Genomic DNA, 22,905 nt, shown 5'->3' on the forward strand with positions numbered 1-22,905 from the left:
GCGACGGCAAGGGCCCTGCCCTGCGGCAGCTCCGGCCCTTCAGCGCATGCGCCGGCCGGTGTCCTCCTCGCTGGCCTGCAGGCTGAGCCCGTCGGCCACGCTCTCCAGGTGCCGGCTGTCGGTCTCCGACTCCAGCTTGATCATCAGGCGCAGGTCGTTGGCCGAGTCGGCGTGGCGCAGGGCTTCCTCGTAGGTGATCTCGCCCTGGCTGTAGAGCTGGTACAGCGCCTGGTCGAAGGTCTGCATGCCCTGTTCGGTGGAGCGCTTCATCACCGCCTTGAGCTCGTGGACCTCGCCCTTGCGGATCAGGTCGGCGACCAGCGGGGTATTGATCAGCACCTCGATCACCGCCCGGCGCCCCTTGCCGTCCGGCGTCGGGATCAGCTGCTGGGCGACGATGGCGCGCAGGTTCAGCGACAGGTCCATCCACACCTGGTGGTGACGGTCGGCGGGGAAGAAGTTGATGATCCGGTCGAGCGCCTGGTTGGCGTTGTTGGCGTGCAGGGTGGCCAGGCACAGGTGGCCCGTCTCGGCGAAGGCCACCGCGTAGTCCATGGTTTCGCGGGTGCGGATCTCGCCGACCATGATCACGTCCGGCGCCTGGCGCAGGGTGTTCTTCAGCGCCACCTCGAAGGACTCGGTGTCGATGCCCACCTCGCGCTGGGTGACGATGCAGCCCTGGTGTTGGTGGATGAACTCGATCGGGTCCTCGATGGAGATGATGTGGCCGCTGCTGTTCTGGTTGCGGTAGCCGATCATCGCCGCCAGCGAGGTGGACTTGCCGGTGCCGGTGGCGCCGACGAACAGCACCAGGCCGCGCTTGGTCATCGACAGCTCGCGCAGCACCTCGGGCAGCTGGAGCTCGTCGAAGGTCGGGATGCGCGTCTCGATGCGTCGCAGCACCATCCCCGCCAGGTTGCGCTGGTAGAAGGCGCTGACCCGGAAGCGGCCGATGCCGCGGGCGCTGATGGCGAAGTTGCACTCGTGGCAGGCGGCGAACTCGCGGCGCTGCTGTTCGTTCATCACCGCGAACACGGTTTCCCGGGCCTGCTCCGGCGACAGCGGGTTGCGGGTCACCGGCACCAGGCGCCCGTTGAGCTTCATCGACGGCGGCATGCCCGCGGTGATGAACAGATCGGAAGCGCCCTTCTCCATCATCAGGCGCAGCAGCTTTTCGAATTCCATGGTCGTGATCGCCTGTCGCGCCCGCGCAGCGGCGCTTAGAAGTTGTCGGGAATCTTCGCCTTCTCGCGGGCGTTCTCGCGGGTGATCGCGCCCCTGGACAGCAGGTTCTTCAGGCACATGTCCAGGGTCTGCATGCCGATCGAGCCGCCGGTCTGGATCGCCGAGTACATCTGCGCCACCTTGTCCTCGCGGATCAGGTTGCGGATCGCCGGGGTGCCGATCATGATCTCGTGGGCCGCCACCCGGCCGCCGCCGACCTTCTTCAGCAGGGTCTGGGAGATCACCGCCTGCAGCGATTCGGAGAGCATCGAGCGGACCATCGACTTCTCCTCCGCGGGGAACACGTCGACCACCCGGTCGATGGTCTTGGCCGCCGAGGTGGTGTGCAGGGTGCCGAACACCAGGTGGCCGGTTTCCGCGGCGGTCAGCGCCAGGCGGATGGTTTCCAGGTCGCGCATCTCGCCAACCAGGATGACGTCCGGGTCCTCGCGCAGCGCCGAACGCAGCGCCTCGGCGAAGCCCAGGGTGTCGCGGTGCACCTCGCGCTGGTTGATCAGGCACTTCTTCGATTCGTGGACGAATTCGATCGGGTCCTCGATGGTGAGGATGTGGTGGTGCTTGTTGGCGTTCAGATAGTCGAGCATGGCCGCCAGGGTGGTCGACTTGCCCGAGCCGGTGGGGCCGGTGACCAGCACCAGGCCGCGCGGCACCTCGGTGATCTTCTTGAACACCTCGCCCATCCCCAGATCGTCCATGCTCAGCACCCGCGACGGAATGGTCCGGAACACCGCGCCGGCCCCGCGGTTCTGGTTGAAGGCGTTGACCCGGAAGCGCGCCACGCCCGGCACCTCGAAGGAGAAGTCGGTCTCGAGGAATTCCTCGTAATCCTTGCGCTGCTTGTCGTTCATGATGTCGTAGATCAGCGCGTGCACCTGCTTGTGATCCATCGGCGGCAGGTTGATCCGGCGCACGTCGCCGTCGACGCGGATCATCGGCGGCAGGCCGGCGGAGAGGTGCAGGTCCGACGCGCCCTGCTTGGCGCTGAAGGCGAGCAGCTCGGTAATGTCCATGGGGGTCCCCAATCACAAACAAGCGGGTAGAATGCCGCGACAACCGGCGGCCCGGGCAGGAAACGGCACAAATGTCCACGATCCCAGAGAGTGTTGCAAAGGTTCGCGCGCGTATCCGTGAGGCGGCGCAAGCTTCCGGGCGCGATCCGCAGAGCGTGCAGCTGCTGGCCGTGAGCAAGACCAAACCTGCGAGCGCCCTGCGCGAGGCCTTCGCCTGCGGCCAGCGCGACTTCGGCGAGAACTACCTGCAGGAGGCCCTGGCCAAGCAGGTCGAGCTGGCCGACCTGGAGCTGACCTGGCATTTCATCGGGCCGATCCAGTCCAACAAGACCCGCGCCATCGCCGGGCATTTCGCCTGGGTCCACGCGGTGGACCGGCTGAAGATCGCCCAGCGCCTGTCCGAACAGCGCCCGGCCGACCTGCCGCCGCTGAACCTCTGCCTGCAGGTGAACGTCAGCGGCGAGGCGAGCAAGTCCGGCTGTGCGCCCGCGGAACTGGCGGCACTCGCCGGCGCCGTGGCGGAGCTGCCCAACCTGCGCCTGCGCGGGCTGATGGCGATTCCCGAACCGACCGACGACCCGGCCGCCCAGCGCGCCGCCTTCGCCCGCCTGCGCGAGCTGAAGGACGGCCTCGGCCTCGCTCTCGACACCCTCTCCATGGGCATGAGCCACGACCTGGAGGCCGCCATCGCCGAAGGCGCCACCTGGGTGCGCATCGGCACCGCCCTGTTCGGCGCCCGCGACTATGGGCAGCCTTCCCGCTAGAGAAAGGAAAGTCCCTCATGAGTGACACCCGCATCGCCTTCATCGGCGCCGGCAACATGGCCGCCAGCCTGATCGGCGGGCTGCGCGCCCAGGGCGTGCCAGCCACCGCGATCCGCGCCAGCGACCCGGGCGCCGAGCAGCGCGCGCGCATCGCCGTCGAGCACGGCATCGAGCTGTTCGCCGACAACGCCGAGGCCGCCGCCGGCGCCGACGTGGTGGTGCTGGCGGTCAAGCCGCAGGTGATGAAGGCGGTCTGCCAGGCGCTCGCCATCCACCTGCGTCCGGAACAACTGATCGTCTCCATCGCCGCCGGCATCACCTGCGCCAGCCTTGAAGCCTGGCTGGGCGAGCGCCCTGTGGTGCGCTGCATGCCGAACACCCCGGCGCTGCTGCGCCAGGGCGTCAGCGGCCTGTTCGCCAACCCCCGGGTGTCCGCGGCCCAGCGCCAGCAGGCCGAACAGCTGCTCGGTGCGGTCGGCCTGGCCCTGTGGCTCGACGAGGAGCGCCTGATCGATGCAGTGACCGCCGTCTCCGGCAGCGGCCCGGCCTATTTCTTCCTGCTCATGGAGGCCATGACCGCCGCCGGCGAGCATCTCGGCCTGCCGCACGACATCGCCGCGCAGCTGACCCTGCAGACCGCCCTGGGCGCCGCGCGCATGGCCACCGAAAGCGGCGTCGACGCCGCCGAACTGCGCCGCCGGGTGACCTCGCCGAACGGCACCACCGAGGCGGCGATCAACACCTTCCAGGCCGGCGGTTTCGAAGCCCTGGTGCAGCAGGCGCTGGACGCCGCTGCCCGACGCTCCGCCGAACTGGCCGAACAGCTGGGCCGATAAGGAGCCTACCCGATGAATGGAATGAACACTGCGGTCATCTACCTCGTGCAGACCCTCGGCAGCCTCTACCTGCTGATCGTCCTGCTGCGCTTCATCCTCCAGCTGGTGCGCGCCGACTTCTACAACCCCCTCAGCCAGTTCGTGGTCAAGGCCACCCAGCCGCTGCTCAAGCCGCTGCGGCGGGTCGTGCCCGGCTTCGGCGGGCTGGACTTCGCCTCCCTGGTGCTGGCCATCCTGGTCCAGCTGGCGCTGATGATCGGCGTCCTGCTGCTGATGGGCTACGGCGTCGGCGGCTATCTGCTGCCGCTGCTGCTCTGGTCGGCCATCGGCGTCACCTCGCTGTTCCTCAAGGTGTTCTTCTTCGCCCTGATCGTCAGCGTGATCCTCTCCTGGGTCGCCCCCAGCAGCTACAACCCGGCCGCGCAGCTGGTCAACCAGATCTGCGAGCCCCTGCTGTCGCCGATCCGCCGTATCCTGCCGAACCTCGGCGGGCTGGACATCTCGCCGATCTTCGCGTTCATCGCGCTGAACCTGGTCGACATGCTGGTGATCAACAATCTCGCCGCCATGAGCGGCATGCCGCGCGCGCTCAGCCCCTTCCTCTGATGAGCTGGTTCCGTTGGGACGGCGAGGACCTGATCCTCGCCTGCCACCTGCAGCCCAAGGCGAGCAAGGATGAATTCGCCGGGCTGCACGGCGAGCGCCTGAAGATCCGCCTCACCGCCCCGCCGGTGGAGGGCAAGGCCAATGCCCATCTGCTGGCCTTCCTCGCCGGCGCCTTCGGCGTGCCGAAGAACCAGGTGAGCCTGGAAAGCGGCGAGCTGAACCGCCAGAAGCGGGTACGCATCCGCCAGCCGCGGCAGCTTCCCGCGCTGCCCGGCCTCACCCCGCGGCCGGGCACCTGAACCGCGGCCGGTGTGGTGTTGCAGCCCTTGCCAGGGGCATGACCCTTGCCGGCAGGCAGCGCCTTGCCCGGGCGGCCTTCAGGCGGCAACGCAAGCGTGGAAATAATCGATGACAGGCCCTAGACTGGCGCCTCTTTTTTGCAAGAGCAGGGGCCTGCCATTGGCTTTTCCCGAAGATTCTGTCGGTCTGGTTCGCCCGCAGATGCTGCACTTCAGCGAACCGCTGATGCTCGCCTGCGGACGCAGTCTGAGCGACTACGAACTGGTCTATGAAACCTACGGCGAACTCAACGCGGCACGCAGCAATGCGGTGCTGATCTGTCACGCCCTGTCCGGCCATCACCATGCCGCCGGCTACCACAGCCCCGAGGAGCGCAAGCCCGGCTGGTGGGACAGCTGCATCGGCCCCGGCAAGCCCATCGACACCCGCCGCTTCTTCGTCGTCAGCCTGAACAACCTCGGCGGCTGCAACGGCTCCACCGGCCCCGGCAGCCTCAACCCGGCGACCGCCCGCCCCTACGGTGCGGACTTCCCGGTGGTGACGGTGGAGGACTGGGTGCACAGCCAGGCGCGCCTGGCCGAGGCCCTGGGCATCAATCAGTGGGCGGCGGTGGTCGGCGGCAGCCTCGGCGGCATGCAGGCCCTGCAGTGGACCATCAGCTATCCCGAGCGGGTGCGCCATTGCCTGGCCATCGCCACGGCGCCCAAGCTGTCGGCGCAGAACATCGCCTTCAACGAGGTGGCGCGCCAGGCGATCCTCTCCGATCCGGACTTCCACGGCGGGCATTTCCAGGAGCACGGGGTGATCCCCAAGCGCGGCCTGATACTGGCGCGCATGGTCGGCCACATCACCTACCTGTCGGACGACGCCATGGGCGAGAAATTCGGCCGCGAACTGAAGACCGACCAGCTCAACTACGACTTCCACAGCGTCGAGTTCCAGGTGGAAAGCTACCTGCGCTACCAGGGCGAGGAGTTCTCCGGACGCTTCGACGCCAACACCTATCTGCTGATGACCAAGGCACTGGACTACTTCGACCCTGCCGCCGCGCACGGCGACGATCTGGCCAGGACCCTGGCCGCGGCCCGGGCCGACTTCTGCCTGATGTCCTTCACCACCGACTGGCGCTTCTCGCCGGCCCGCTCGCGGGAAATCGTCGATGCGCTGATCGCCGCCGGCAAGAACGTCAGCTACCTGGAAATCGACGCGCCGCAGGGCCACGACGCCTTCCTGATGCCGATTCCCCGCTACCTGCAGGGATTTCGCAGCTACATGAACCGAATCGCGGTATGACACGCCCATGAGAGCCGATCTGGACATCATCCAAGAGTGGATTCCCACCGGCAGCCGGGTGCTCGACCTCGGCTGCGGCGACGGCGAGCTGCTGGCCCGGCTGCGCGAGCACAAAGAGGTCAGCGGCTACGGCCTGGAGATCGACCCGCAGAACATCGCCGCCTGTCTCGACAAGGGCGTCAACGTGATCGAGCAGGACCTCGACAAGGGCCTCGGCAACCTCGCCAGCGCCAGCTTCGATGTGGTGGTGATGACCCAGGCGCTGCAGGCCGTGCATTACCCGGACCGCATCCTCGAGGAGATGCTGCGGGTCGGCCGCACCTGCATCATCACCTTCCCCAACTTCGGCCACTGGCGCTGCCGCTGGTATCTGGCAAGCAAGGGGCGGATGCCGGTTTCCGAGTTCCTGCCCTATACCTGGTACAACACGCCGAACATCCACTTCTGCACCTTCAAGGACTTCGAGGCCCTGTGCCGGGAGCGCCAGGTGCAGGTGCTGCAGCGCCTGGCCGTGGACCGCGAACACCGGCATGGCTGGGCCAGCCGCCTGTGGCCTAATCTGTTAGGTGAAATCGGCATCTACCATGTCAGTCGCCGCTGACCGCGCCCCCGGCCGGCCGCGGCGACCCGGGCGGATGCCCTCGCCCCGCGTTCCTCGGTAAGGAGATCGCCATGTCTCGCCCCGCCCTGTTCCTGCTTGCCCTCTGCCTGTCGCTGTCGGCCACCGCCGCCGAGCGCCTGCAGAAATTCGCCGACCTCGATGTGCACTACAGCGCCTTCAATTCCGGCTTCCTGCAGCCGGAAATCGCCAGCGCCGCCGGCATCGTCCGCGGCAAGAGCCAGGGCGTGCTCAACATCGCCGTGCTGAAGGCCGGCAAGGCCCAGCCCGCGACGGTCAAGGCCCAGGTGCGCAACACCCTGGGACAGATCCGCACGCTGAGCTTCCGCGAGGTGCGCGAGGGCGAGGCCATCTACTACCTGTCGCAGTTCCCCTTCGACCAGGAAACCCTGCACTTCAAGATCGACGTCCAGAGCGGCGGCGGTCCCCTCAACAGCTTCGAATTCGACCAGCAATTCTTCCCCGACGAATGATGACTCTCTCCCAACTGGTACTGGCCAGCCACAACGCCGGCAAGCTCAAGGAACTCCAGGCCCTCCTGGGCGACGCCGTCCAGGTGCGCTCGGTCGGCGAATTCAGCGACGTCGAGCCGGAAGAAACCGGCCTGTCCTTCGTCGAGAACGCCATCCTCAAGGCCCGCCACGCCGCCCGCGTGTCCGGCCTGCCGGCGCTGGCCGACGACTCGGGCCTGGCGGTGGACGCCCTCGGCGGCGCGCCGGGCATCTACTCGGCGCGCTATGCCGGTGGCGGCGGCGATGCGGCGAACAACGCCAAGCTGCTGGAAGCGCTCCGCGACGTGCCGGACGCCGAGCGCGGCGCCCGGTTCGTCTGCGCCCTGGCCCTGGTGCGGCATGCCGAGGATCCGCTGCCGATCCTCTGCGAGGGCCTCTGGCACGGGCGCATCCTGCACGCCCCGCGCGGTGCGCAGGGCTTCGGCTACGACCCGCTGTTCTGGGTGCCGGAATGCGATTGCGCCAGCGCCGAGCTGGCACCGCCGGAGAAGAACCGCCTGAGCCACCGCGCCCGCGCCATGGCGCAGCTCAGGCAGCGGCTGGGGCTGGCATGAGCCGGCAACCCTCTCCCCCTGCGCCTCTCCCGGAGGACGAGAGGGAGAAAAGCGGATTCCAGCTCCCACCTCTGGCGCTGTACATCCACATCCCCTGGTGCGTACGCAAGTGTCCGTACTGCGACTTCAACTCCCACGCCGCCGGCCCCGAACTGCCGGAAGAAGCCTACGTTGACGCCCTGCTCGCCGACCTCGAGGCGGACCTGCCGGCTGCCCACGGCCGCGGGCTGGTGTCGGTCTTCCTCGGCGGCGGCACGCCCAGCCTGTTCTCCGCCCGCGCCCTCGACCGCCTGCTGAACGGGATCGAGCGGCATCTCGCCTTCGCCCCTGACATCGAGATCACCCTCGAGGCCAACCCCGGCACCTTCGAACAGGCCAAATTCGCCGACTACCGGCGCCTCGGCATCAACCGCCTGTCGATCGGCGTGCAGAGCTTCCAGACTGCCCAGCTCCAGGCGCTGGGCCGCATCCACGACGGCGTTGATGCGATCCGCGCCGCCGAAATGGCGCAGCGCGCCGGCTTCGACAACTTCAACCTCGACCTGATGCACGGCCTGCCCGGCCAGGACGTGGCCGGCGCGCTGGACGACCTGCGCCAGGCCATCGCCCAGGGACCGACGCACCTGTCCTGGTACCAGCTGACCCTGGAGCCGAACACCCTGTTCTGGAGCCAGCCGCCGGAGATTCCCGAGGACGACCTGCTCTGGGACATCCAGGAAGCCGGCCAGGCGCTGCTGGCCGCCGAAGGTTTCGTCCAGTACGAAACCTCGGCCTATGCCCGGGACGGCCGGCGCGCACGGCACAACCTCAACTACTGGACCTTCGGCGACTTCCTCGGCATCGGCGCCGGCGCCCACGCCAAGCTCAGCGATCCGCACGGCCACATCCGCCGCACCTGGAAAACCCGCCTGCCGAAGGATTACCTCGACCCGGCCAGGCGCTTCCAGGCCGGCGAGCGCCTGCTGGAAGCGGCCGAGCTGCCGTTCGAGTTCATGATGAACGCCCTGCGCCTGACCGGGGGCGTGCCGGCGGAGCTGTTCGCGCAGCGCACCGGCCTGCCGCTGACGACCATCGCCGAGCCCTGCGCCGCCGCCCGCGCCGCCGGCCTGCTGGAGAACGATCCGCAGCTATTGCGCCCGACCGCCCGCGGCCAGCTGTTTCTCAACGACCTGCTGCAGCATTTCCTGCCGTAAGCCTGTCCACCGAAACGACCAACGGTGGGCAAGGCCTGCGGCCGTTTTCCACCCACCCTACGCTACGTCCTGCTCAATCGACGCGCTGGAACTTCAGATCCCATACCCCGTGGCCGAGGCGCTCGCCGCGGCGCTCGAACTTGGTCACCGGGCGCTCCTCGGGGCGCGGCACGTAGGCACGGTCCTCCGCCAGGTTGCGGTAGCCGGGCGCGGCATTCATCACTTCCAGCATGTGCTCGGCATAGGGCTGCCAGTCGGTGGCCATGTGCAGCACGCCACCGACCTTGAGTTTCTGCCGCACCAGCTCGGCGAACGCCGGCTGGACGATGCGCCGCTTGTGATGGCGGCTCTTGTGCCACGGGTCGGGAAAGAACAGCAGCACGCGGTCCAGGCTGGCGTCGGCCACGCACTGGCGCAGCACGTCCAGCGCATCGCAGCTGTAGACGCGCAGGTTGGTCAGGTTCTGCGCCAGGGTGCCGTTGAGCAGGGCGCCGACGCCCGGCTTGTGCACCTCGACGCCGATGAAGTCCTGCTCCGGCGCACTTGCCGCCATCTCCAGGGTGGAATGGCCCATGCCGAAGCCGATCTCGAAGGTGCGCGGCGCATGGCGTCCGAACACCTGGTCGAAATCGCGCAGGCCATCCTCCAGGGACAGGCCAAATTTCGGCCAGCCCTGTTCGAGGCCGCGCTGCTGGCCTTCCGTCATGCGCCCGGCGCGCATCACGAAACTCTTGATGGTACGCAGACGCGGCGCTTCGTCGGCGGTTTGCGGCACTTGTTGGATTTCGTCAGTCATAACGCTTCCTGAAAAGACAAACGAGCCCTGCCCTCGCGGGCAGGACTCGCTTCGCTGAACGCAGGCGACGCCGGGCGCCGCCCGGCAAATTAATTAACGGATCAAGCCTTCCAGCGGCGACGAGGCGCTGGCGTAGAGCTTCTTCGGCATGCGCCCGGCAAGCCAGGCCAGGCGCCCGGCCTCGATGGCGTGCTTCATCGCCCGGGCCATCAGCACCGGGTCCTGGGCGTGGGCGATGGCGCTGTTCATCAGCACCGCCTCGCAGCCTAGCTCCATGGCGATGGTCGCGTCCGAGGCGGTGCCCACCCCGGCATCCACCAGCACCGGCACCGTCGCCTCCTCGAGGATGATGCGCAGGTTGTAGGGGTTGCAGATGCCGAGGCCGGTGCCGATCAGGCCGGCCAGCGGCATCACCGCGATGCAGCCCATTTCCGCCAGCTGGCGGGCGATGATCGGATCGTCGCTGGTGTAGACCATCACGTCGAAACCGTCCTTGACCAGCACCTCGGCGGCCTTGAGGGTCTCGATCACGTTGGGGAACAGGGTCTTCTGGTCGGCCAGCACTTCCAGCTTGACCAGCTTATGGCCGTCCAGCAGCTCGCGGGACAGACGGCAGGTGCGCACCGCTTCCTCGGCGGTGTAGCAGCCGGCGGTGTTCGGCAGGATGGTGTAGCGCGCCGGGCTGATCACGTCGAGCAGGTTCGGCTCGCCGGGGTTCTGGCCAATGTTGGTGCGGCGCACCGCGACGGTGACGATCTCCGCGCCGGAGGCCTCGATGGCCTGGCGGGTCTCCTCGAGATCCTTGTACTTGCCGGTGCCGACCAGCAGACGCGACGTGTAGGTGCGGCCGGCCAGGGTAAAGGGCTTGTCGTTGCGAGCGGGACTCATCGGGATTTCCTCCTGGGCAGGCGGTTGAAAGGGTGGAGCCGGAGCGCCCTCCCGCGGTCGGGCCGGGCGCGGAGGTGTTTCAACGAGCTGCTAACCACCACCAATGGCATGCACCACCTCCACCCGGTCGCCCTCGCGCAAGGCGGTGGCGGCGTGCAGACTGCGGGGCACGATGTCGAGATTGAGTTCGACCGCGACGCGCCGGCCGGCCAGATCCAGACGGGCCAACAGATCGGCGATGGTCTGGCCATCGGCAAGGTCGTAGGGTTCGCCGTTCAACTGAATGCGCATGACGGGTTCGCTGCGTCCGGAAGGTTCGGCATTCTAGCGCCGATCCGCGGCGATCACCAAGGCAGCGGCGGGGGGCCACCCGGCACTCAGACCGAGCCCCCCAGGCGCCAGCCGGCCAGCCCCAGGCACAGCCAGCCGAGGAGGAAGGCCAGGCCGCCGAACGGTGTGACCAGGCCGAGCTTGAAGCCGCCCAGGGTGAGCAGGTAGAGGCTGCCGGAGAACATCAGGATACCCAGGCCGAACAGGATGCCGGCGGACGCCAGCAGGCGCCCCGGGCGATGCAGGGCGAGCAGGCCAACCACGAGCAGCGCCAGGGCGTGGAACTGCTGGTAGTGCACGCCGGTCTGGAACACCTCGAGGTATTCCGGGCTCAGCAGACCGCGCAAGCCATGGGCGCCGAAGGCGCCGAGGGCGACGCCGGCGAAGCCGAACAGGGCCGCCAGCATGAGAAAGACACGCGCCATGAATGAACTCCGGACAGACGAAAGAGGGCCGCTATAATGGCCCGCCCGACCGCCCCGGCCAAGTCGACCATGCCCCGCTCCCTGCTCCGCCGCCTGCTCCAGCTTCCGCTCTGGCTCGCCGCCGGCTCCCTCCTGCTGGTGCTGAGCCTGCGCTGGGTGCCGCCGCCGGGCAGTGCGCTGATGGTGGAGCGCAAGGTCGAGTCCTGGCTGGATGGCCGCCCGCTCGACCTGCAGCGGGAATGGCGCCCCTGGGCCGAGCTGCCGGACGATCTGAAGATGGCGGTGATCGCCGCCGAGGACCAGCACTTCGCCGAACACTGGGGCTTCGACCTCGCGGCGATCCGCGCCGCCCTGAAACACAACGAGCTGGGCGGCACGCTGCGCGGCGCCAGCACCCTCAGCCAGCAGGTGGCGAAGAACCTGTTCCTCTGGTCCGGGCGCAGCTGGCTGCGCAAGGGCATCGAGGCCTGGTTCACCGCCTTGATCGAGCTCTGCTGGTCCAAGCAGCGGATTCTCGAGGTCTACCTGAACAGCGCCGAATGGGGCGACGGGGTCTTCGGCGCCGAGGCCGCCGCCCGTCATCATTTCGGCATCGGCGCCCCCTACCTGTCGACCCGCCAGGCCAGCCTGCTCGCCACCGTCCTGCCCAATCCGCGGGAATGGAGCGCGTCCGCGCCGAGTGCCTACGTCAATCGCCGCGCCGACTGGATCGCCCGGCAGATGCGCCAGCTGGGCGGCAGCGCCTACCTCGAACGCCTCGACACGCCGCGCCCCGCACGCTGAGCGCTCGGCAGCCGCTACAGCCAGCCGTGTTCGGCCATCGACAGCGGCTCGCCGTCGCCGACGATGAAATGGTCGAGCACCCGCACGTCGACCAGCGCCAGCGCCTCCTTCAGCCGCTGGGTCAGGCTGCGGTCCGCCTGGCTCGGTTCGGCGACGCCGGAAGGGTGGTTGTGGGTGAGGATCAGCGCAGCGGCGTTGTGCGCCAGGGCACGCTTGACCACTTGGCGCGGATAGACGCTGGCGCCGTCGATGGTGCCGTGGAACAGCGCCTCGAAGGCCAGCACCCGGTGCTTGGCGTCGAGGAACAGGCAGCCGAAGATCTCGTGGGGCTCGTGGCGCAGGCGCGCCTTCAGGTAGTCGCGCACCGCCTGCGGACTCTCCAGCGCCGGATCGCGGCGCAGGCGCTCGGCCAGATGACGGCGCGACATCTCCAGCACCGCCTGCAGCTGGGCGAACTTGGCCGGACCGAGGCCGAGGCGACGGCTGAACGAGGCGCGATCGGCCTCCAGCAGGGCACGCAGGCTGCCGAAGTCGTTCAGCAGATGGCGGGCCAGGTCCACCGCGCTTTGCCCGGCGACCCCGGTGCGCAGGAAGATCGCCAGCAACTCGGCATCGCTCAGCGCCAGCGCGCCCTGGTCCAGCAGTTTTTCCCGCGGCCGCTCCGTCGCCGGCCAGTCCCGAATGCTCATGCCACCTCCCTGTCGACCCCCGCTGATCCCGGTGCGGGGCTGTGCTATCTTAGCCGGCATTTTGTGCCCGGCCGTGACGGGGAGCACGCCCGGACAGCCTCGCAAGGCAGCCGGGGGCCTGGGCAAGCGATCACGACAACGAAGCAAGGCAGGCCTATGCAGCGGCTGTATCGGAAACGCATCGTCCTGGGCGTCGGCGGCGGCATCGCCGCCTACAAGAGCGCGGAGCTGGTCCGCCGCCTGCGCGACCAGGGAGCGGAAGTCCATGTGGTGATGACCCGGGGCGGGCGCGAGTTCATCACCCCCCTGACCCTCCAGGCCCTGTCCGGCCATCCGGTGCATCTGGATCTGCTCGATCCGGCCGCCGAAGCAGCGATGGGCCATATCGAACTGGCCAAGTGGGCCGATCTGGTACTGATCGCCCCGGCCACCGCCGACCTGCTGGCGCGCCTGGCTCAGGGCATGGCCGACGACCTGCTGACCGCCCTGGTGCTGGCCACCGACGCACCGGTGGCCCTGGCCCCGGCGATGAACCAGGCGATGTGGCGCGACCCGGCGACCCAGGCCAACACGCAGACCCTCGTCGGGCGCGGCCTGCGTCTGTTCGGTCCGGCCGAAGGCAGCCAGGCCTGTGGCGACGTCGGCCCGGGGCGCATGCTGGAACCCACGGAGCTCGCCCAGCGGGTCGCCGACTGCTTCGCAAGCGGCTGCCTGACCGGCCGCCATGTGCTGATCACCGCCGGACCGACCCAGGAAAACATCGACCCGGTGCGCTACGTCACCAACCACAGCTCCGGCAAGATGGGCTTCGCCCTGGCCGAGGCCGCCGCCGAGGCCGGCGCCCGGGTCACCCTGGTCAGCGGCCCGGTGCACCTGCCGACGCCGGACCGGGTCGAGCGCATCGACGTGGTCAGTGCCCGCGACATGCTCGCCGCCTGCGAGGCGGCGATGCCCTGCGACCTCCTCATCGCCGCCGCCGCGGTGGCCGACTACCGGCCGCAGGTGGTCGCCCCGCAGAAGCTTAAGAAGGACCCGAACAACGACGACGGCCTGCTCCTGCAGCTGGTGCGCAACCCGGACATCCTCGCCACCCTGGCGCAGCGCGCCGACCGCCCGTTCAGCGTCGGCTTCGCCGCCGAGACCGAAAACCTGCTGGAATACGCCTTGCGCAAGCTGAACGCGAAGAACCTCGACCTGATCGTCGCCAACGATGTGGCCAACCCCGGCATCGGCTTCAACAGCGAGGAGAACGCGGTCAGCGTGATCGACCGCGCGCAGCAGGAAACCCGCCTCGCCCAGACCAGCAAGGGCAAGATCGCCCGCCAGCTGATCGCCTTCATCGCCGACCGCCTCGACAAGGCCTGATACCCATGCACAGTCTGCAAGCCAAGATTCTCGATCCCCGCCTGGGCAGCGACTATCCGCTGCCGGCCTACGCCACCGCCGGTTCCGCCGGCCTCGACCTGCGCGCCATGCTCCAGGAGGAGCTGAGCTTGGAGCCGGGCCAGACCGCGCTGATCCCCACCGGACTGGCCATCCACATCGCCGACCCGGGACTGGCCGCGCTGGTCCTGCCGCGCTCGGGCCTGGGCCACAAGCACGGCATCGTCCTCGGCAACCTGGTCGGGCTGATCGACTCCGACTACCAGGGCGAACTCATGGTCTCCTGCTGGAACCGCGGCCAGAGCAGCTTCCGCATCGCGGTCGGCGAGCGCATCGCCCAGCTGGTGCTGGTGCCGGTGGTGCAGGCGCACTTCGAGCTGGTCGAGGCGTTCGACGCCAGTCAGCGCGGCGCCGGCGGCTTCGGCCATTCGGGCAGTCACTGACGTGGAACTCTGCGCCGCCCCGTCCATCAAACCTGCGGGCCGGCGCCTGATGGCAATCGAATGGCCGCCAGCCCACCGCGTCGGTCGCCGACTGCTGCACTCAACGACATGCCCGACATGGACATCCTTGAAGTAACCCGGACCGCCAGTCCGGAAACATCGGAGCACCACCCCCGCATGAACAGCCTCCAGAAAGCCCCCTCCCTGCCCGCCAGCATCTTCCGGGCCTACGACATCCGCGGCGTGGTCGGCGACAGCCTGACCCCGGAAGCCGCCTACTGGATCGGCCGCGCCATCGGTTCGGAAAGCCTGGCCAAGGGCGAGCCGAACGTATCGGTCGGGCGCGACGGCCGCCTGTCCGGCCCCGAGCTGGTCGAGCAGCTGATCCGCGGCGTGCGCGACAGCGGCTGCACCGTCAGCGACGTCGGCATGGTGCCGACCCCGGTGCTCTACTACGCGGCCAACATCCTCGCCGGCAAGTCCGGCGTGCAGCTCACCGGCAGCCACAACCCGCCGGACTACAACGGCTTCAAGATCGTCATCGCCGGTGACACCCTGGCCAACGAACAGATCCAGGTGCTGCGCGAGCGCATCGAGAGCGGCAACCTGAGCGCCGGCGAAGGCCGCGTCGAGCAGGTCGACGTGCTGGAACGCTATTTCGAGCAGATCCGCGGCGACATCCGCCTGGCGCGCAAGCTGAAGGTGGTGGTCGACTGCGGCAACGGCGTCGCCGGGGTGATCGCCCCGCGCCTGATCGAGGCGCTCGGCTGCGAGGTGATCCCGCTGTTCTGCGAGGTCGACGGCAACTTCCCCAACCACCACCCGGACCCGGGCAAGCCGGAGAACCTGGAAGACCTGATCGCCAAGGTCGCCAGCGAGAAGGCCGACCTCGGCCTGGCCTTCGATGGCGACGGCGACCGCGTCGGCGTGGTGACCAACAGCGGCGCCATCATCTACCCCGACCAGTTGCTGATGCTCTTTGCCAAGGACGTGGCCAGCCGCAACCCCGGTTCCGAGATCATCTTCGACGTCAAGTGCACCCGCCGCCTGACCCCGCTGATCAAGGCCAGCGGCGGCCGTCCGCTGATGTGGAAGACCGGCCACTCGCTGATCAAGAAGAAGATGAAGGAAAGCGGCGCCCTGCTCGCCGGCGAGATGAGCGGGCACGTGTTTTTCAAGGAGCGCTGGTTCGGCTTCGACGACGGCATCTACAGCGCCGCGCGCCTGCTGGAGATCCTTGCCCAGGATTCGCGCAATGCCGACCAGGTGTTCGCCGATTTCCCGGTGGACCTCTCCACCCCGGAGATCAACGTCAAGGTCACCGAAGAGAGCAAGTTCACCATCATCGAGGCCCTGCAGCGCGATGCCCAGTGGGGCGAAGGCGCCGAGGTGAGCACCCTCGATGGCGCGCGCGTCGACTACCCGAAGGGCTGGGGCCTGGTGCGCGCCTCCAACACCACCCCGGTGCTGGTGCTGCGCTTCGAGGCCGAAACTGCCGAGGAGCTGCAACGCATCCAGGAAGTGTTCCGTGCGCAGCTCTATAATGTCGCCCCGGATCTGAAGCTGCCGTTCTAAATCCGGCCGGCATGCCGAGGCCGACGCCCGCCGCCAGGCGAGCGTCGGCCTTTCGCCATTTGGACGGCGACCGATTTCTCGCCGGCGCCTGCAGGCGCCGGACGCATTCACCCCAGTCTCTGTTCAGCGGAGTTCAGCATGACCCTCAGCCGTGATGCCGCCACCCAAGTCGCCAAGGTTCTCTCCGAAGCACTGCCCTACATCCGCCGCTTCGTCGGCAAGACCCTGGTGATCAAGTACGGCGGCAACGCCATGGAAAGCGACGAGCTGAAGACCGGCTTCGCCCGCGACATCGTGCTGATGAAGGCGGTCGGCATCAACCCGGTGGTGGTGCACGGCGGCGGCCCGCAGATCGGCGACCTGCTCAAGCGCCTGTCCATCGAGAGCCGCTTCGTCGACGGCATGCGCGTCACCGATGCGCAGACCATGGACGTGGTGGAGATGGTCCTCGGCGGCCAGGTCAACAAGGACATCGTCAACCTGATCAACCGCCACGGCGGCAGCGCCATCGGCCTGACCGGCAAGGACGCCGGGCTGATCCGCGCCAGGAAGCTCAAGGTCACCCGCCAGACGCCGGAAATGACCCAGCCGGAAATCATCGACATCGGCCAGGTCGGCGAGGTCGAGTCGGTCAATACCGGGCTGCTGAACATGCTGGTGCAGGGCGACTTCATCCCGGTGATCGCGCCGATCGGCGTCGGCGCCGACGGCGAGTCCTACAACATCAACGCCGACCTGGTCGCCGGCAAGGTCGCCGAGGCGCTCAAGGCCGAGAAGCTGATGCTGCTGACCAACATCGCCGGACTGATGGACAAGGAAGGCCGGGTGCTCACCGGACTGTCCACCGAGCAGGTCGATGCCCTGATCGCCGACGGCACCATCTACGGCGGCATGCTGCCGAAGATCCGCTGCGCTCTCGAGGCGGTCCAGGGCGGCGTGACCAGCGCGCATATCATCGACGGCCGGGTGCCCAATGCGGTGCTGCTGGAGATCTTCACCGACACCGGCGTCGGCACCCTGATCACCAACTGCCAGGGCTGACCACGGCCGGGTCCACCCCGGCACCCGCAGCATCCGAAACGAAAAAGGGGGGGAGCCGAAGCTCCCCCTTTCTGCTTTGCCGGATGCCCTCCCGGCCGCGGCAAGAACCTTACAGCAGTGCCGGAATGCCCGGGATCTGGCCGATGGCCGCCAGGATGCCGGTCAGCAGCAGGAACACCAAGGACGGGATGATCCAGCGGTGCACGGCGCCCATCGCCTGGCCCCGCTCCTTGTCACCGATCAGGCCCAGGTTGTCCAGCAGCATGGTCAGCGACCAGCCGAAGGCCGGGTTCACCAGCGCCGAGGAAAAGATCACCACGGCCGCGGACTGCGAGGTCTTGCCCTCGCGGGTCATCTGCATGCCGGCTTCCAGCAGCGGCAGGTAGACGCCGACCAGCAGCGCCACGCTGAGCACCGGCGGCCAGACCGCCAGGTCCATCGGGTAGCCCCAGAGCGCTGCCACCACGCAGAGCAGGCCGGTCAGGATGGCGCCGGCCGGGATCGGCCGCTTGGCGATGGCCGCCGGCACCAGGTAGGTCCCCCAGGAGGAAGTCAGGTTGCCGCCACCCAGCGCGGTGCCGACGATCTGGCGCGCCGCCGCGACGCACATGGTGTCGTCGATGTTCATCAGCACCTTGTCGGAGCCTTTCGGGTAGTTCAGTTCCTGGAAGACCCGATGGCCCAGGAAGTCCGGGGACCACATGGCCACGGCGAGGATGGCGAAGGGGGCGACGGCCAGGAAGTGTTCCATGTTCGGCAGGCCCATCTGCCAGCCGGTGGTTTCACCCCACCAGTAGGCCGGATTCAGGTTGGGAATGCCGGGCTCGGTCTTGAACTCGAAGGGCGCGCCCAGCGCGAAGGCGATCAGCGCCGCCAGGGCGCAGCCCAGGGGGATGGCCAGCCAGCGCAGCCTGACGTGCTCCAGATAGGCATACAGCACGATGGTGGCGAAGATCACCACGAAGGCGATGTAGGCCATGTTGAAACCTTCGGCCCAGGCGAACAGCTTCTGGATCTGGCCGACGATGCCGATGAAGCCGAGATAAAGCAGCAGGCCGCCGCAGACCCCGTCACTGGTCAGGCGCGCCATCAGGCTGCCGCCCTTCAATATCCCCAGCATGAAGCCCAGCACGCCGACCATGATGCCGAAGGCCATCGGGTGGCCGCCGGCGGCCATGATCAGCGGAATTAGGGGAATCAGCGGGCCGTGGGTACCGGCCAGGTTGGCCGTCGGGTTGAGGATGCCGGAGAAGAGGATCACGAACAGCAGCGCGACGATCAGCATCTCATAGCGAACGTTCTCGATCACGAAGGCATCGCTCAGCCCCAGGGGCGCGGCGAAGGCGCCCGCCACGGCAGCCACCATCACGATCTTGCCGATGGTCGCCGCTACCGCGGGAACCCAGTCCTCCAGCTCGAAGCGGTAGTCGCGGAACGGCAGGTTCACCCGCCAGCGCTTCGGCGCCATGATCTTCAGTTCATGATCGAGGTATTCCGACCTCGATGCGAAGGATTCCTTTGGCCTATGTAGATCGCGGTAACTTATTTCATTGTAATCAGTCATGTTTTCATACCATCCAGAAAATTCATATGACGGGCACAGGCCGGCCACGGCCGGCTTGGCCCGACTAAATCTTTTTGTTGTTGTTCAGGCAGCGACCCATCCCGCGCGAGCGCACATGGCGTCGCGCGACCACGGACCGGTCGATTCAAATTCGGATGGTCGAAGCTCTGAGGCGGGCGTGACGGGGCACGCCGGGAACAGCAAGAGGTGGCAACGCGGTACCGGGGGCCTCAGGCACCGACTATCAGCCAACCGAATGGGTCTGACGGGCCTCCAACGGGCCCCGAACAGGCATGCCAATCCAGAAAGCGAATAATTGGCGCGATTATCGGCGCCCCGAAGCCGCCCAGCTATCAGCTATTGGTCAAATGCCGTATTGCGCGCGGTAGGCTTCCACGGCCGGCAGATGCCGCTTGAGCTCGGCATCTTCGGCCAGATATTCCAGCACGTCGGAGAGGGAGGCGATGCTGACCACCGGCATGGCGAAGTCGCGCTCGACTTCCTGGATCGCCGACAGCGCGCCCTGGCCGCGCTCCTGGCGGTTCAGCGCGATCAGCACGCCAGCCGCCTGGGCGCCCTGGCCCTGGATGATCTGCATCACCTCGCGGATCGCCGTGCCGGCGGTGATCACGTCATCGACGATCAGCACCCGCCCGGCCAGCGGCGCCCCGACCAGGGTGCCGCCCTCGCCGTGATCCTTGGCCTCCTTGCGGTTGAAGCACCAGGGCAGGTCGCGGCCGTGGTGCTCGGCCAGCGCCACCGCGGTCGCCGCGGCCAGCGGGATGCCCTTGTAGGCCGGCCCGAACAGCACGTCGAAGGGGATGCCGCTGTCGACCAGCGCCGAGGCGTAGAAGCGCCCCAGCCGGGCCAGCGCCAGACCGCTGTTGAACAGCCCGGCATTGAAGAAGTAGGGGCTGGTCCGCCCCGACTTGAGGGTGAACTCGCCGAAGCGCAGCACACCGCGCTCGATGGCGAAACGAATGAATTCGCGCTGGTAGGCCTGCATGAAAAGTCCCGATAGGCACCGATTTAGCTATATGCTCCGAGGTCGGGTATCATACACGCTGGTTTTTTTGGGGGCCATGTATGCGGATCATCAGTGTAAACGTCAATGGTATTCAGGCTGCCGTCGAGCGGGGCCTGTTCAGCTGGCTGCAAGCCCAGAATGCCGACGTGATCTGCCTGCAGGATACCCGCGCTTCCGCCTTCGAACTGGACGATCCGACCTACCAGCTGGACGGCTACTTCCTCTACGCCAGCGAGGCGGAGGTCCCGAGCCAGGGCGGCGTGGCGCTCTATTCGCGACTGCAGCCCAAGGCAGTGATCGGCAGTCTCGGCTTCGAGACGGCCGATCGCTACGGGCGCTACCTGCAGGCCGACTTCGACAAGGTCAGCATCGCCAGCCTGCTGCTGCCCACCGGCCAGGGCGGCGACGAGAGCCTGAACCAGAAGTTCAAGTTCATGGACGACTTCGCCCACTATCTGGACAAGCAGCGCCGCAAGCGCCGCAAGCGCCGCGAATACATCTACTGCGGCTCGCTGTACGTAGCGCACCAGAAGCAGGACGTGAAGAACTGGCGCGACTGCCAGCAGCTGCCCGGTTTCCTGGCGCCGGAGCGCGCCTGGATGGACCAGATCATCGGCCACATGGGCTACGTGGATGCCCTGCGGGAAACCAGCCGCGAGGGCGACCTCTACAGCTGGTGGCCGGACAGCGAACAGGCGGAAATGCTCAATCTCGGCTGGCGCTTCGACTATCAGCTGCTGACCCCGGGCATGCGCCGCTTCGTGCGCAACGCCCGCCTGCCCCGGCAGCCGCGCTTCTCCCAGCATGCCCCGCTGATCGTCGACTACGACTGGCTGCTGAGCCTGTAAGCGACGCCACCCCAGAAAAAAGCCGGCCATGCCGGCTTTTTTCTGGTCCGCTCACTTCACCAGACGCAGACAGAAGGGATAGCGCCAGGCCTCGCCGGCATTCGCCCGGATGCCGGCGATGACCACCAGCACCAGCGTCGTCAGGTTGACCAGCAGCATCAGCGGGAAACCGATGAAGACCCAGGCCAGCGCACCGCAGAGCATCATCAGCAGGCTGTAGGTGATCTGGAAGTTGAGCGCCTCCCTGCCCTGCCGGTCGACGAAGGGATCGCGGTCCTTCTGCAGCTGCCAGACGATCAAGGGCCCCAGCACGTTGCCGATCAACGGCGCCACGAACCAGAAGAAGGCCGCGTAGTGGCAGAGCATCGCCCAGCGACGGGCCTGCGGGTCGGGCAGCGGAACGAGCGACTGCGAAGTCATGGCGATCTCAGTCGGCCAGCACGGCGCGCTGCAGCTCGAACAGCTCGCGGATGCCCTGGGTGGCCAGGGCCAGCATGGCGTTCAGCTCCTCCGGCTGGAAGGGCTCGCCCTCGGCGGTGCCCTGTACCTCGATGAAACCGCCGGCGTCGGTCATCACCACGTTGAGGTCGGTCTCGGCGTCGGAATCCTCGGGATAGTCCAGATCCAGCACCGGCTCGCCCCGGTAGATGCCCACGGAAACCGCCGCGACCATCTGCTTCAGCGGATCGCCCTTCAGCGCGCCACGCTTCTTCAGCACCGCCAGGGCATCGACCAGCGCCACCATGGCGCCAGTGATGGAGGCCGTGCGAGTCCCGCCGTCGGCCTGGATCACGTCGCAGTCGACGTACAGGGTGTTCTCGCCCAGCTTGCTCATGTCCAGCGCGGCGCGCAGCGAGCGGCCGATCAGCCGCTGGATCTCCAGGGTGCGCCCGCCCTGCCGACCCCGACTGGCCTCGCGCGCGGTACGCTCGCCGGTGGCCCGCGGCAGCATGCCGTACTCGGCGGTCAGCCAGCCCTTGCCCTGGCCCTTGAGGAAGCGCGGTACGCCGGACTCGGCGCTGACCGTGCAGATCACCCGGGTGTCGCCGAACTCCACCAGCACCGAGCCCTCGGCATGCCGGGTGTAGTTGCGGGTAATGCGGATCGGACGCAACTGGTGGGGCGCACGGCCACTGGGACGCTTCATCTGGGCTTACCTGTACGGTCGGGGAAAATTTGCCGGCCATTATAGGACGCCGATTGCCAGTCGGACATGCCGATTGGGCCGCGCCGACGCACTGCGCTACAATCCGTTCCCTTTAAATACGACGAATCGAGAGGTGGACACCATGGCGCACAGCATGACTGCCTTCGCCCGCGCCGAACGGGCCGGCGCTCACGGCACCCTGAGCTGGGAGCTGCGCTCGGTCAATCACCGTTATCTCGAACCGCACCTGCGCCTGCCCGAGGCCTTCCTCGACCTCGAGGGCACCCTGCGCGACGCCCTGCGCCAGGGGCTGTCCCGTGGCAAGGTGGAATGCACCCTGCGCTTCGACGAGGGCAGCGCCGGGCAGCCGCTGCAGATCGACCGCGAGCGCGCCAGCCAGCTGGTGGCCGCCGCCGAAGGCATCGCCGCGCTGATCCGCCAGCCGGCGCCGATCAACCCCCTCGAGGTCCTCGCCTGGCCCGGCGTGCTGGTCGCCACCGCGACCGATCACCAGGCCCTCAAGGCGGAAGCCCTGAGCCTGTTCGACGAGGCGCTGGCCCAGCTCAAGGCCGGCCGCGCCCGCGAAGGCGTGGAGCTGGCCCGGCTGCTCGCGGAGCGCCTCGACGCCATGCTCCAGGAGGTCGAGAGCCTGCGCCAGCTGGTCCCGCAGATGCTCGCCAACCAGCGCCAGAAGATCCTCGACCGCTTCCGCGACGCCCAGCTGGAGCTGGAGCCGCAGCGCCTCGAACAGGAACTGGTGCTGCTCGCCCAGAAGAGCGACGCGGCCGAGGAGCTGGATCGCCTCTGCACCCACATCGCCGAGGTCCGCCGTGTGCTCAAGGACGGCGGCACGGTCGGCCGCCGGCTGGATTTCCTGATGCAGGAACTCAACCGCGAGGCCAACACCCTCGGCTCCAAGGCCTTCGACCCCCGCTCCACGCAGACTGCGGTCAACCTCAAGGTACTGATCGAGCAGATGCGCGAGCAGGTGCAGAACATCGAGTGAAGCCCCTTCCCACGAGAATCCGCGTCCA

General features: G+C 67.8%; 27 protein-coding genes. 16 read left to right on the plus strand and 11 right to left on the minus strand.

From position 1 onward, the window contains the following. Positions 1–39: 39 nt before the first annotated feature. Positions 40–1,185, minus strand: coding sequence for a PilT/PilU family type 4a pilus ATPase (locus tag ACG10_RS20110; RefSeq protein WP_039806759.1), 1,146 nt, complete (start codon positions 1,183–1,185; stop codon positions 40–42). A gap of 35 nt (positions 1,186–1,220) precedes the next feature. Further along, the gene (locus ACG10_RS20115) at positions 1,221–2,255 is read right to left on the minus strand and encodes a type IV pilus twitching motility protein PilT (protein WP_089169563.1); all 1,035 of its coding nucleotides are present in this window, start codon (positions 2,253–2,255) and stop codon (positions 1,221–1,223) included. Positions 2,256–2,326: 71 nt separating this feature from the next. On the opposite strand from ACG10_RS20115, the gene ACG10_RS20120 reads away from it, so the two are divergent. The 9 genes from ACG10_RS20120 (at position 2,327) to hemW (ending at position 8,932) form a co-directional block, all read left to right on the plus strand. After that, positions 2,327–3,019: a YggS family pyridoxal phosphate-dependent enzyme gene (locus ACG10_RS20120; protein WP_089169564.1), complete on the plus strand. Its 693-nt coding sequence runs from the start codon at positions 2,327–2,329 to the stop codon at positions 3,017–3,019. 17 nt (positions 3,020–3,036) lie between these two features. Continuing rightward, the gene (gene proC / locus ACG10_RS20125) at positions 3,037–3,855 is read left to right on the plus strand and encodes a pyrroline-5-carboxylate reductase (RefSeq protein ID WP_089169565.1); all 819 of its coding nucleotides are present in this window, start codon (positions 3,037–3,039) and stop codon (positions 3,853–3,855) included. Between the two features lie 12 nt (positions 3,856–3,867). Next, the gene (locus ACG10_RS20130; RefSeq protein WP_039806769.1) at positions 3,868–4,461 is read left to right on the plus strand and encodes a YggT family protein; all 594 of its coding nucleotides are present in this window, start codon (positions 3,868–3,870) and stop codon (positions 4,459–4,461) included. Continuing rightward, entirely contained in the window at positions 4,461–4,760 is a 300-nt protein-coding gene (locus tag ACG10_RS20135; RefSeq protein WP_089169566.1) for a DUF167 domain-containing protein, read from the plus strand. The genes ACG10_RS20130 and ACG10_RS20135 overlap by 1 nt, the downstream gene beginning before the upstream one ends. Positions 4,761–4,914: 154 nt before the next feature. Further along, positions 4,915–6,054 (plus strand): homoserine O-succinyltransferase MetX, encoded by a 1,140-nt coding sequence (gene metX / locus ACG10_RS20140; RefSeq protein ID WP_089169962.1) that lies wholly within the window; start codon positions 4,915–4,917, stop codon positions 6,052–6,054. 7 nt (positions 6,055–6,061) lie between these two features. Continuing rightward, a complete protein-coding gene (gene metW, locus ACG10_RS20145) occupies positions 6,062–6,655 on the plus strand; it encodes a methionine biosynthesis protein MetW (protein ID WP_089169567.1) in 594 nt (197 codons plus the stop codon). 71 nt (positions 6,656–6,726) lie between these two features. Then, positions 6,727–7,146 carry a DUF4426 domain-containing protein gene (locus ACG10_RS20150; protein WP_089169568.1) on the plus strand — a complete coding sequence of 140 codons (420 nt, stop codon included), beginning with the start codon at positions 6,727–6,729 and terminating at the stop codon, positions 7,144–7,146. Beyond that, positions 7,143–7,739: an RdgB/HAM1 family non-canonical purine NTP pyrophosphatase gene (gene rdgB / locus ACG10_RS20155; protein ID WP_089169569.1), complete on the plus strand. Its 597-nt coding sequence runs from the start codon at positions 7,143–7,145 to the stop codon at positions 7,737–7,739. The genes ACG10_RS20150 and rdgB overlap by 4 nt, the downstream gene beginning before the upstream one ends. Further along, positions 7,736–8,932 carry a radical SAM family heme chaperone HemW gene (gene hemW / locus ACG10_RS20160; RefSeq protein WP_089169570.1) on the plus strand — a complete coding sequence of 399 codons (1,197 nt, stop codon included), beginning with the start codon at positions 7,736–7,738 and terminating at the stop codon, positions 8,930–8,932. Before rdgB ends, hemW begins: the two co-directional genes overlap by 4 nt. Positions 8,933–9,005: 73 nt before the next feature. On the opposite strand, the gene trmB is transcribed toward hemW, so the two are convergent. The 4 genes from trmB to ACG10_RS20180 form a co-directional block, all read right to left on the minus strand. Then, on the minus strand, positions 9,006–9,728 hold the full coding sequence (gene trmB / locus ACG10_RS20165; RefSeq protein ID WP_089169571.1) for a tRNA (guanosine(46)-N7)-methyltransferase TrmB: 723 nt from the start codon (positions 9,726–9,728) through the stop codon (positions 9,006–9,008). 93 nt (positions 9,729–9,821) lie between these two features. Next, positions 9,822–10,616, minus strand: a complete 795-nt coding sequence (locus ACG10_RS20170; protein WP_089169572.1) for a thiazole synthase — start codon at positions 10,614–10,616, stop codon at positions 9,822–9,824. 90 nt (positions 10,617–10,706) lie between these two features. Continuing rightward, complete coding sequence (gene thiS, locus ACG10_RS20175) at positions 10,707–10,907, minus strand: sulfur carrier protein ThiS (RefSeq protein WP_089169573.1); 201 nt, start codon at positions 10,905–10,907, stop codon at positions 10,707–10,709. An 86-nt stretch (positions 10,908–10,993) separates the two neighbouring features. After that, complete coding sequence (locus tag ACG10_RS20180) at positions 10,994–11,371, minus strand: DUF423 domain-containing protein (RefSeq protein ID WP_089169574.1); 378 nt, start codon at positions 11,369–11,371, stop codon at positions 10,994–10,996. Between the two features lie 69 nt (positions 11,372–11,440). Between ACG10_RS20180 and mtgA the strand changes: the two genes are divergently transcribed. After that, complete coding sequence (gene mtgA / locus ACG10_RS20185) at positions 11,441–12,154, plus strand: monofunctional biosynthetic peptidoglycan transglycosylase (RefSeq protein ID WP_169531420.1); 714 nt, start codon at positions 11,441–11,443, stop codon at positions 12,152–12,154. Positions 12,155–12,168: 14 nt separating this feature from the next. On the opposite strand, the gene radC is transcribed toward mtgA, so the two are convergent. Next, positions 12,169–12,843 carry a RadC family protein gene (gene radC / locus ACG10_RS20190; protein WP_089169576.1) on the minus strand — a complete coding sequence of 225 codons (675 nt, stop codon included), beginning with the start codon at positions 12,841–12,843 and terminating at the stop codon, positions 12,169–12,171. A 156-nt stretch (positions 12,844–12,999) separates the two neighbouring features. Here radC and coaBC point away from each other — a divergent pair, with 156 nt between their 5' ends. The 4 genes from coaBC to argB all read left to right on the plus strand — a co-directional run bounded on the left by coaBC (position 13,000) and on the right by argB (position 17,285). Further along, positions 13,000–14,208, plus strand: coding sequence for a bifunctional phosphopantothenoylcysteine decarboxylase/phosphopantothenate--cysteine ligase CoaBC (coaBC, locus tag ACG10_RS20195; RefSeq protein ID WP_089169577.1), 1,209 nt, complete (start codon positions 13,000–13,002; stop codon positions 14,206–14,208). A gap of 5 nt (positions 14,209–14,213) precedes the next feature. Then, entirely contained in the window at positions 14,214–14,669 is a 456-nt protein-coding gene (gene dut / locus ACG10_RS20200; protein ID WP_039806793.1) for a dUTP diphosphatase, read from the plus strand. A gap of 177 nt (positions 14,670–14,846) precedes the next feature. Further along, positions 14,847–16,244, plus strand: coding sequence for a phosphomannomutase/phosphoglucomutase (gene algC, locus ACG10_RS20205; protein WP_198318981.1), 1,398 nt, complete (start codon positions 14,847–14,849; stop codon positions 16,242–16,244). 138 nt (positions 16,245–16,382) lie between these two features. Beyond that, positions 16,383–17,285: an acetylglutamate kinase gene (gene argB, locus ACG10_RS20210; RefSeq protein WP_089169579.1), complete on the plus strand. Its 903-nt coding sequence runs from the start codon at positions 16,383–16,385 to the stop codon at positions 17,283–17,285. A 109-nt stretch (positions 17,286–17,394) separates the two neighbouring features. Here the strand turns inward: argB and ACG10_RS20215 are convergent, their stop codons facing one another. Next, entirely contained in the window at positions 17,395–18,849 is a 1,455-nt protein-coding gene (locus tag ACG10_RS20215) for a DUF3360 family protein (protein WP_089169580.1), read from the minus strand. Between the two features lie 364 nt (positions 18,850–19,213). After that, positions 19,214–19,855, minus strand: a complete 642-nt coding sequence (pyrE, locus tag ACG10_RS20220; protein WP_039806801.1) for an orotate phosphoribosyltransferase — start codon at positions 19,853–19,855, stop codon at positions 19,214–19,216. 80 nt (positions 19,856–19,935) lie between these two features. Here pyrE and ACG10_RS20225 point away from each other — a divergent pair, with 80 nt between their 5' ends. Continuing rightward, a complete protein-coding gene (locus ACG10_RS20225; RefSeq protein WP_089169581.1) occupies positions 19,936–20,724 on the plus strand; it encodes an exodeoxyribonuclease III in 789 nt (262 codons plus the stop codon). Positions 20,725–20,775: 51 nt separating this feature from the next. Here ACG10_RS20225 and ACG10_RS20230 read toward each other — a convergent pair whose 3' ends face one another. Both ACG10_RS20230 and rph read right to left on the minus strand, forming a co-directional pair. After that, positions 20,776–21,144, minus strand: a complete 369-nt coding sequence (locus tag ACG10_RS20230; RefSeq protein ID WP_089169582.1) for a DUF4870 domain-containing protein — start codon at positions 21,142–21,144, stop codon at positions 20,776–20,778. A 7-nt stretch (positions 21,145–21,151) separates the two neighbouring features. Continuing rightward, positions 21,152–21,871 carry a ribonuclease PH gene (rph, locus tag ACG10_RS20235; RefSeq protein ID WP_089169583.1) on the minus strand — a complete coding sequence of 240 codons (720 nt, stop codon included), beginning with the start codon at positions 21,869–21,871 and terminating at the stop codon, positions 21,152–21,154. Between the two features lie 142 nt (positions 21,872–22,013). Between rph and ACG10_RS20240 the strand changes: the two genes are divergently transcribed. Beyond that, complete coding sequence (locus tag ACG10_RS20240) at positions 22,014–22,877, plus strand: YicC/YloC family endoribonuclease (RefSeq protein WP_089169963.1); 864 nt, start codon at positions 22,014–22,016, stop codon at positions 22,875–22,877. The last annotated feature ends 28 nt before the right edge of the window (positions 22,878–22,905 follow it).

This window comes from Azotobacter chroococcum (assembly GCF_002220155.1).
Lineage (GTDB): Bacteria > Pseudomonadota > Gammaproteobacteria > Pseudomonadales > Pseudomonadaceae > Azotobacter > Azotobacter chroococcum.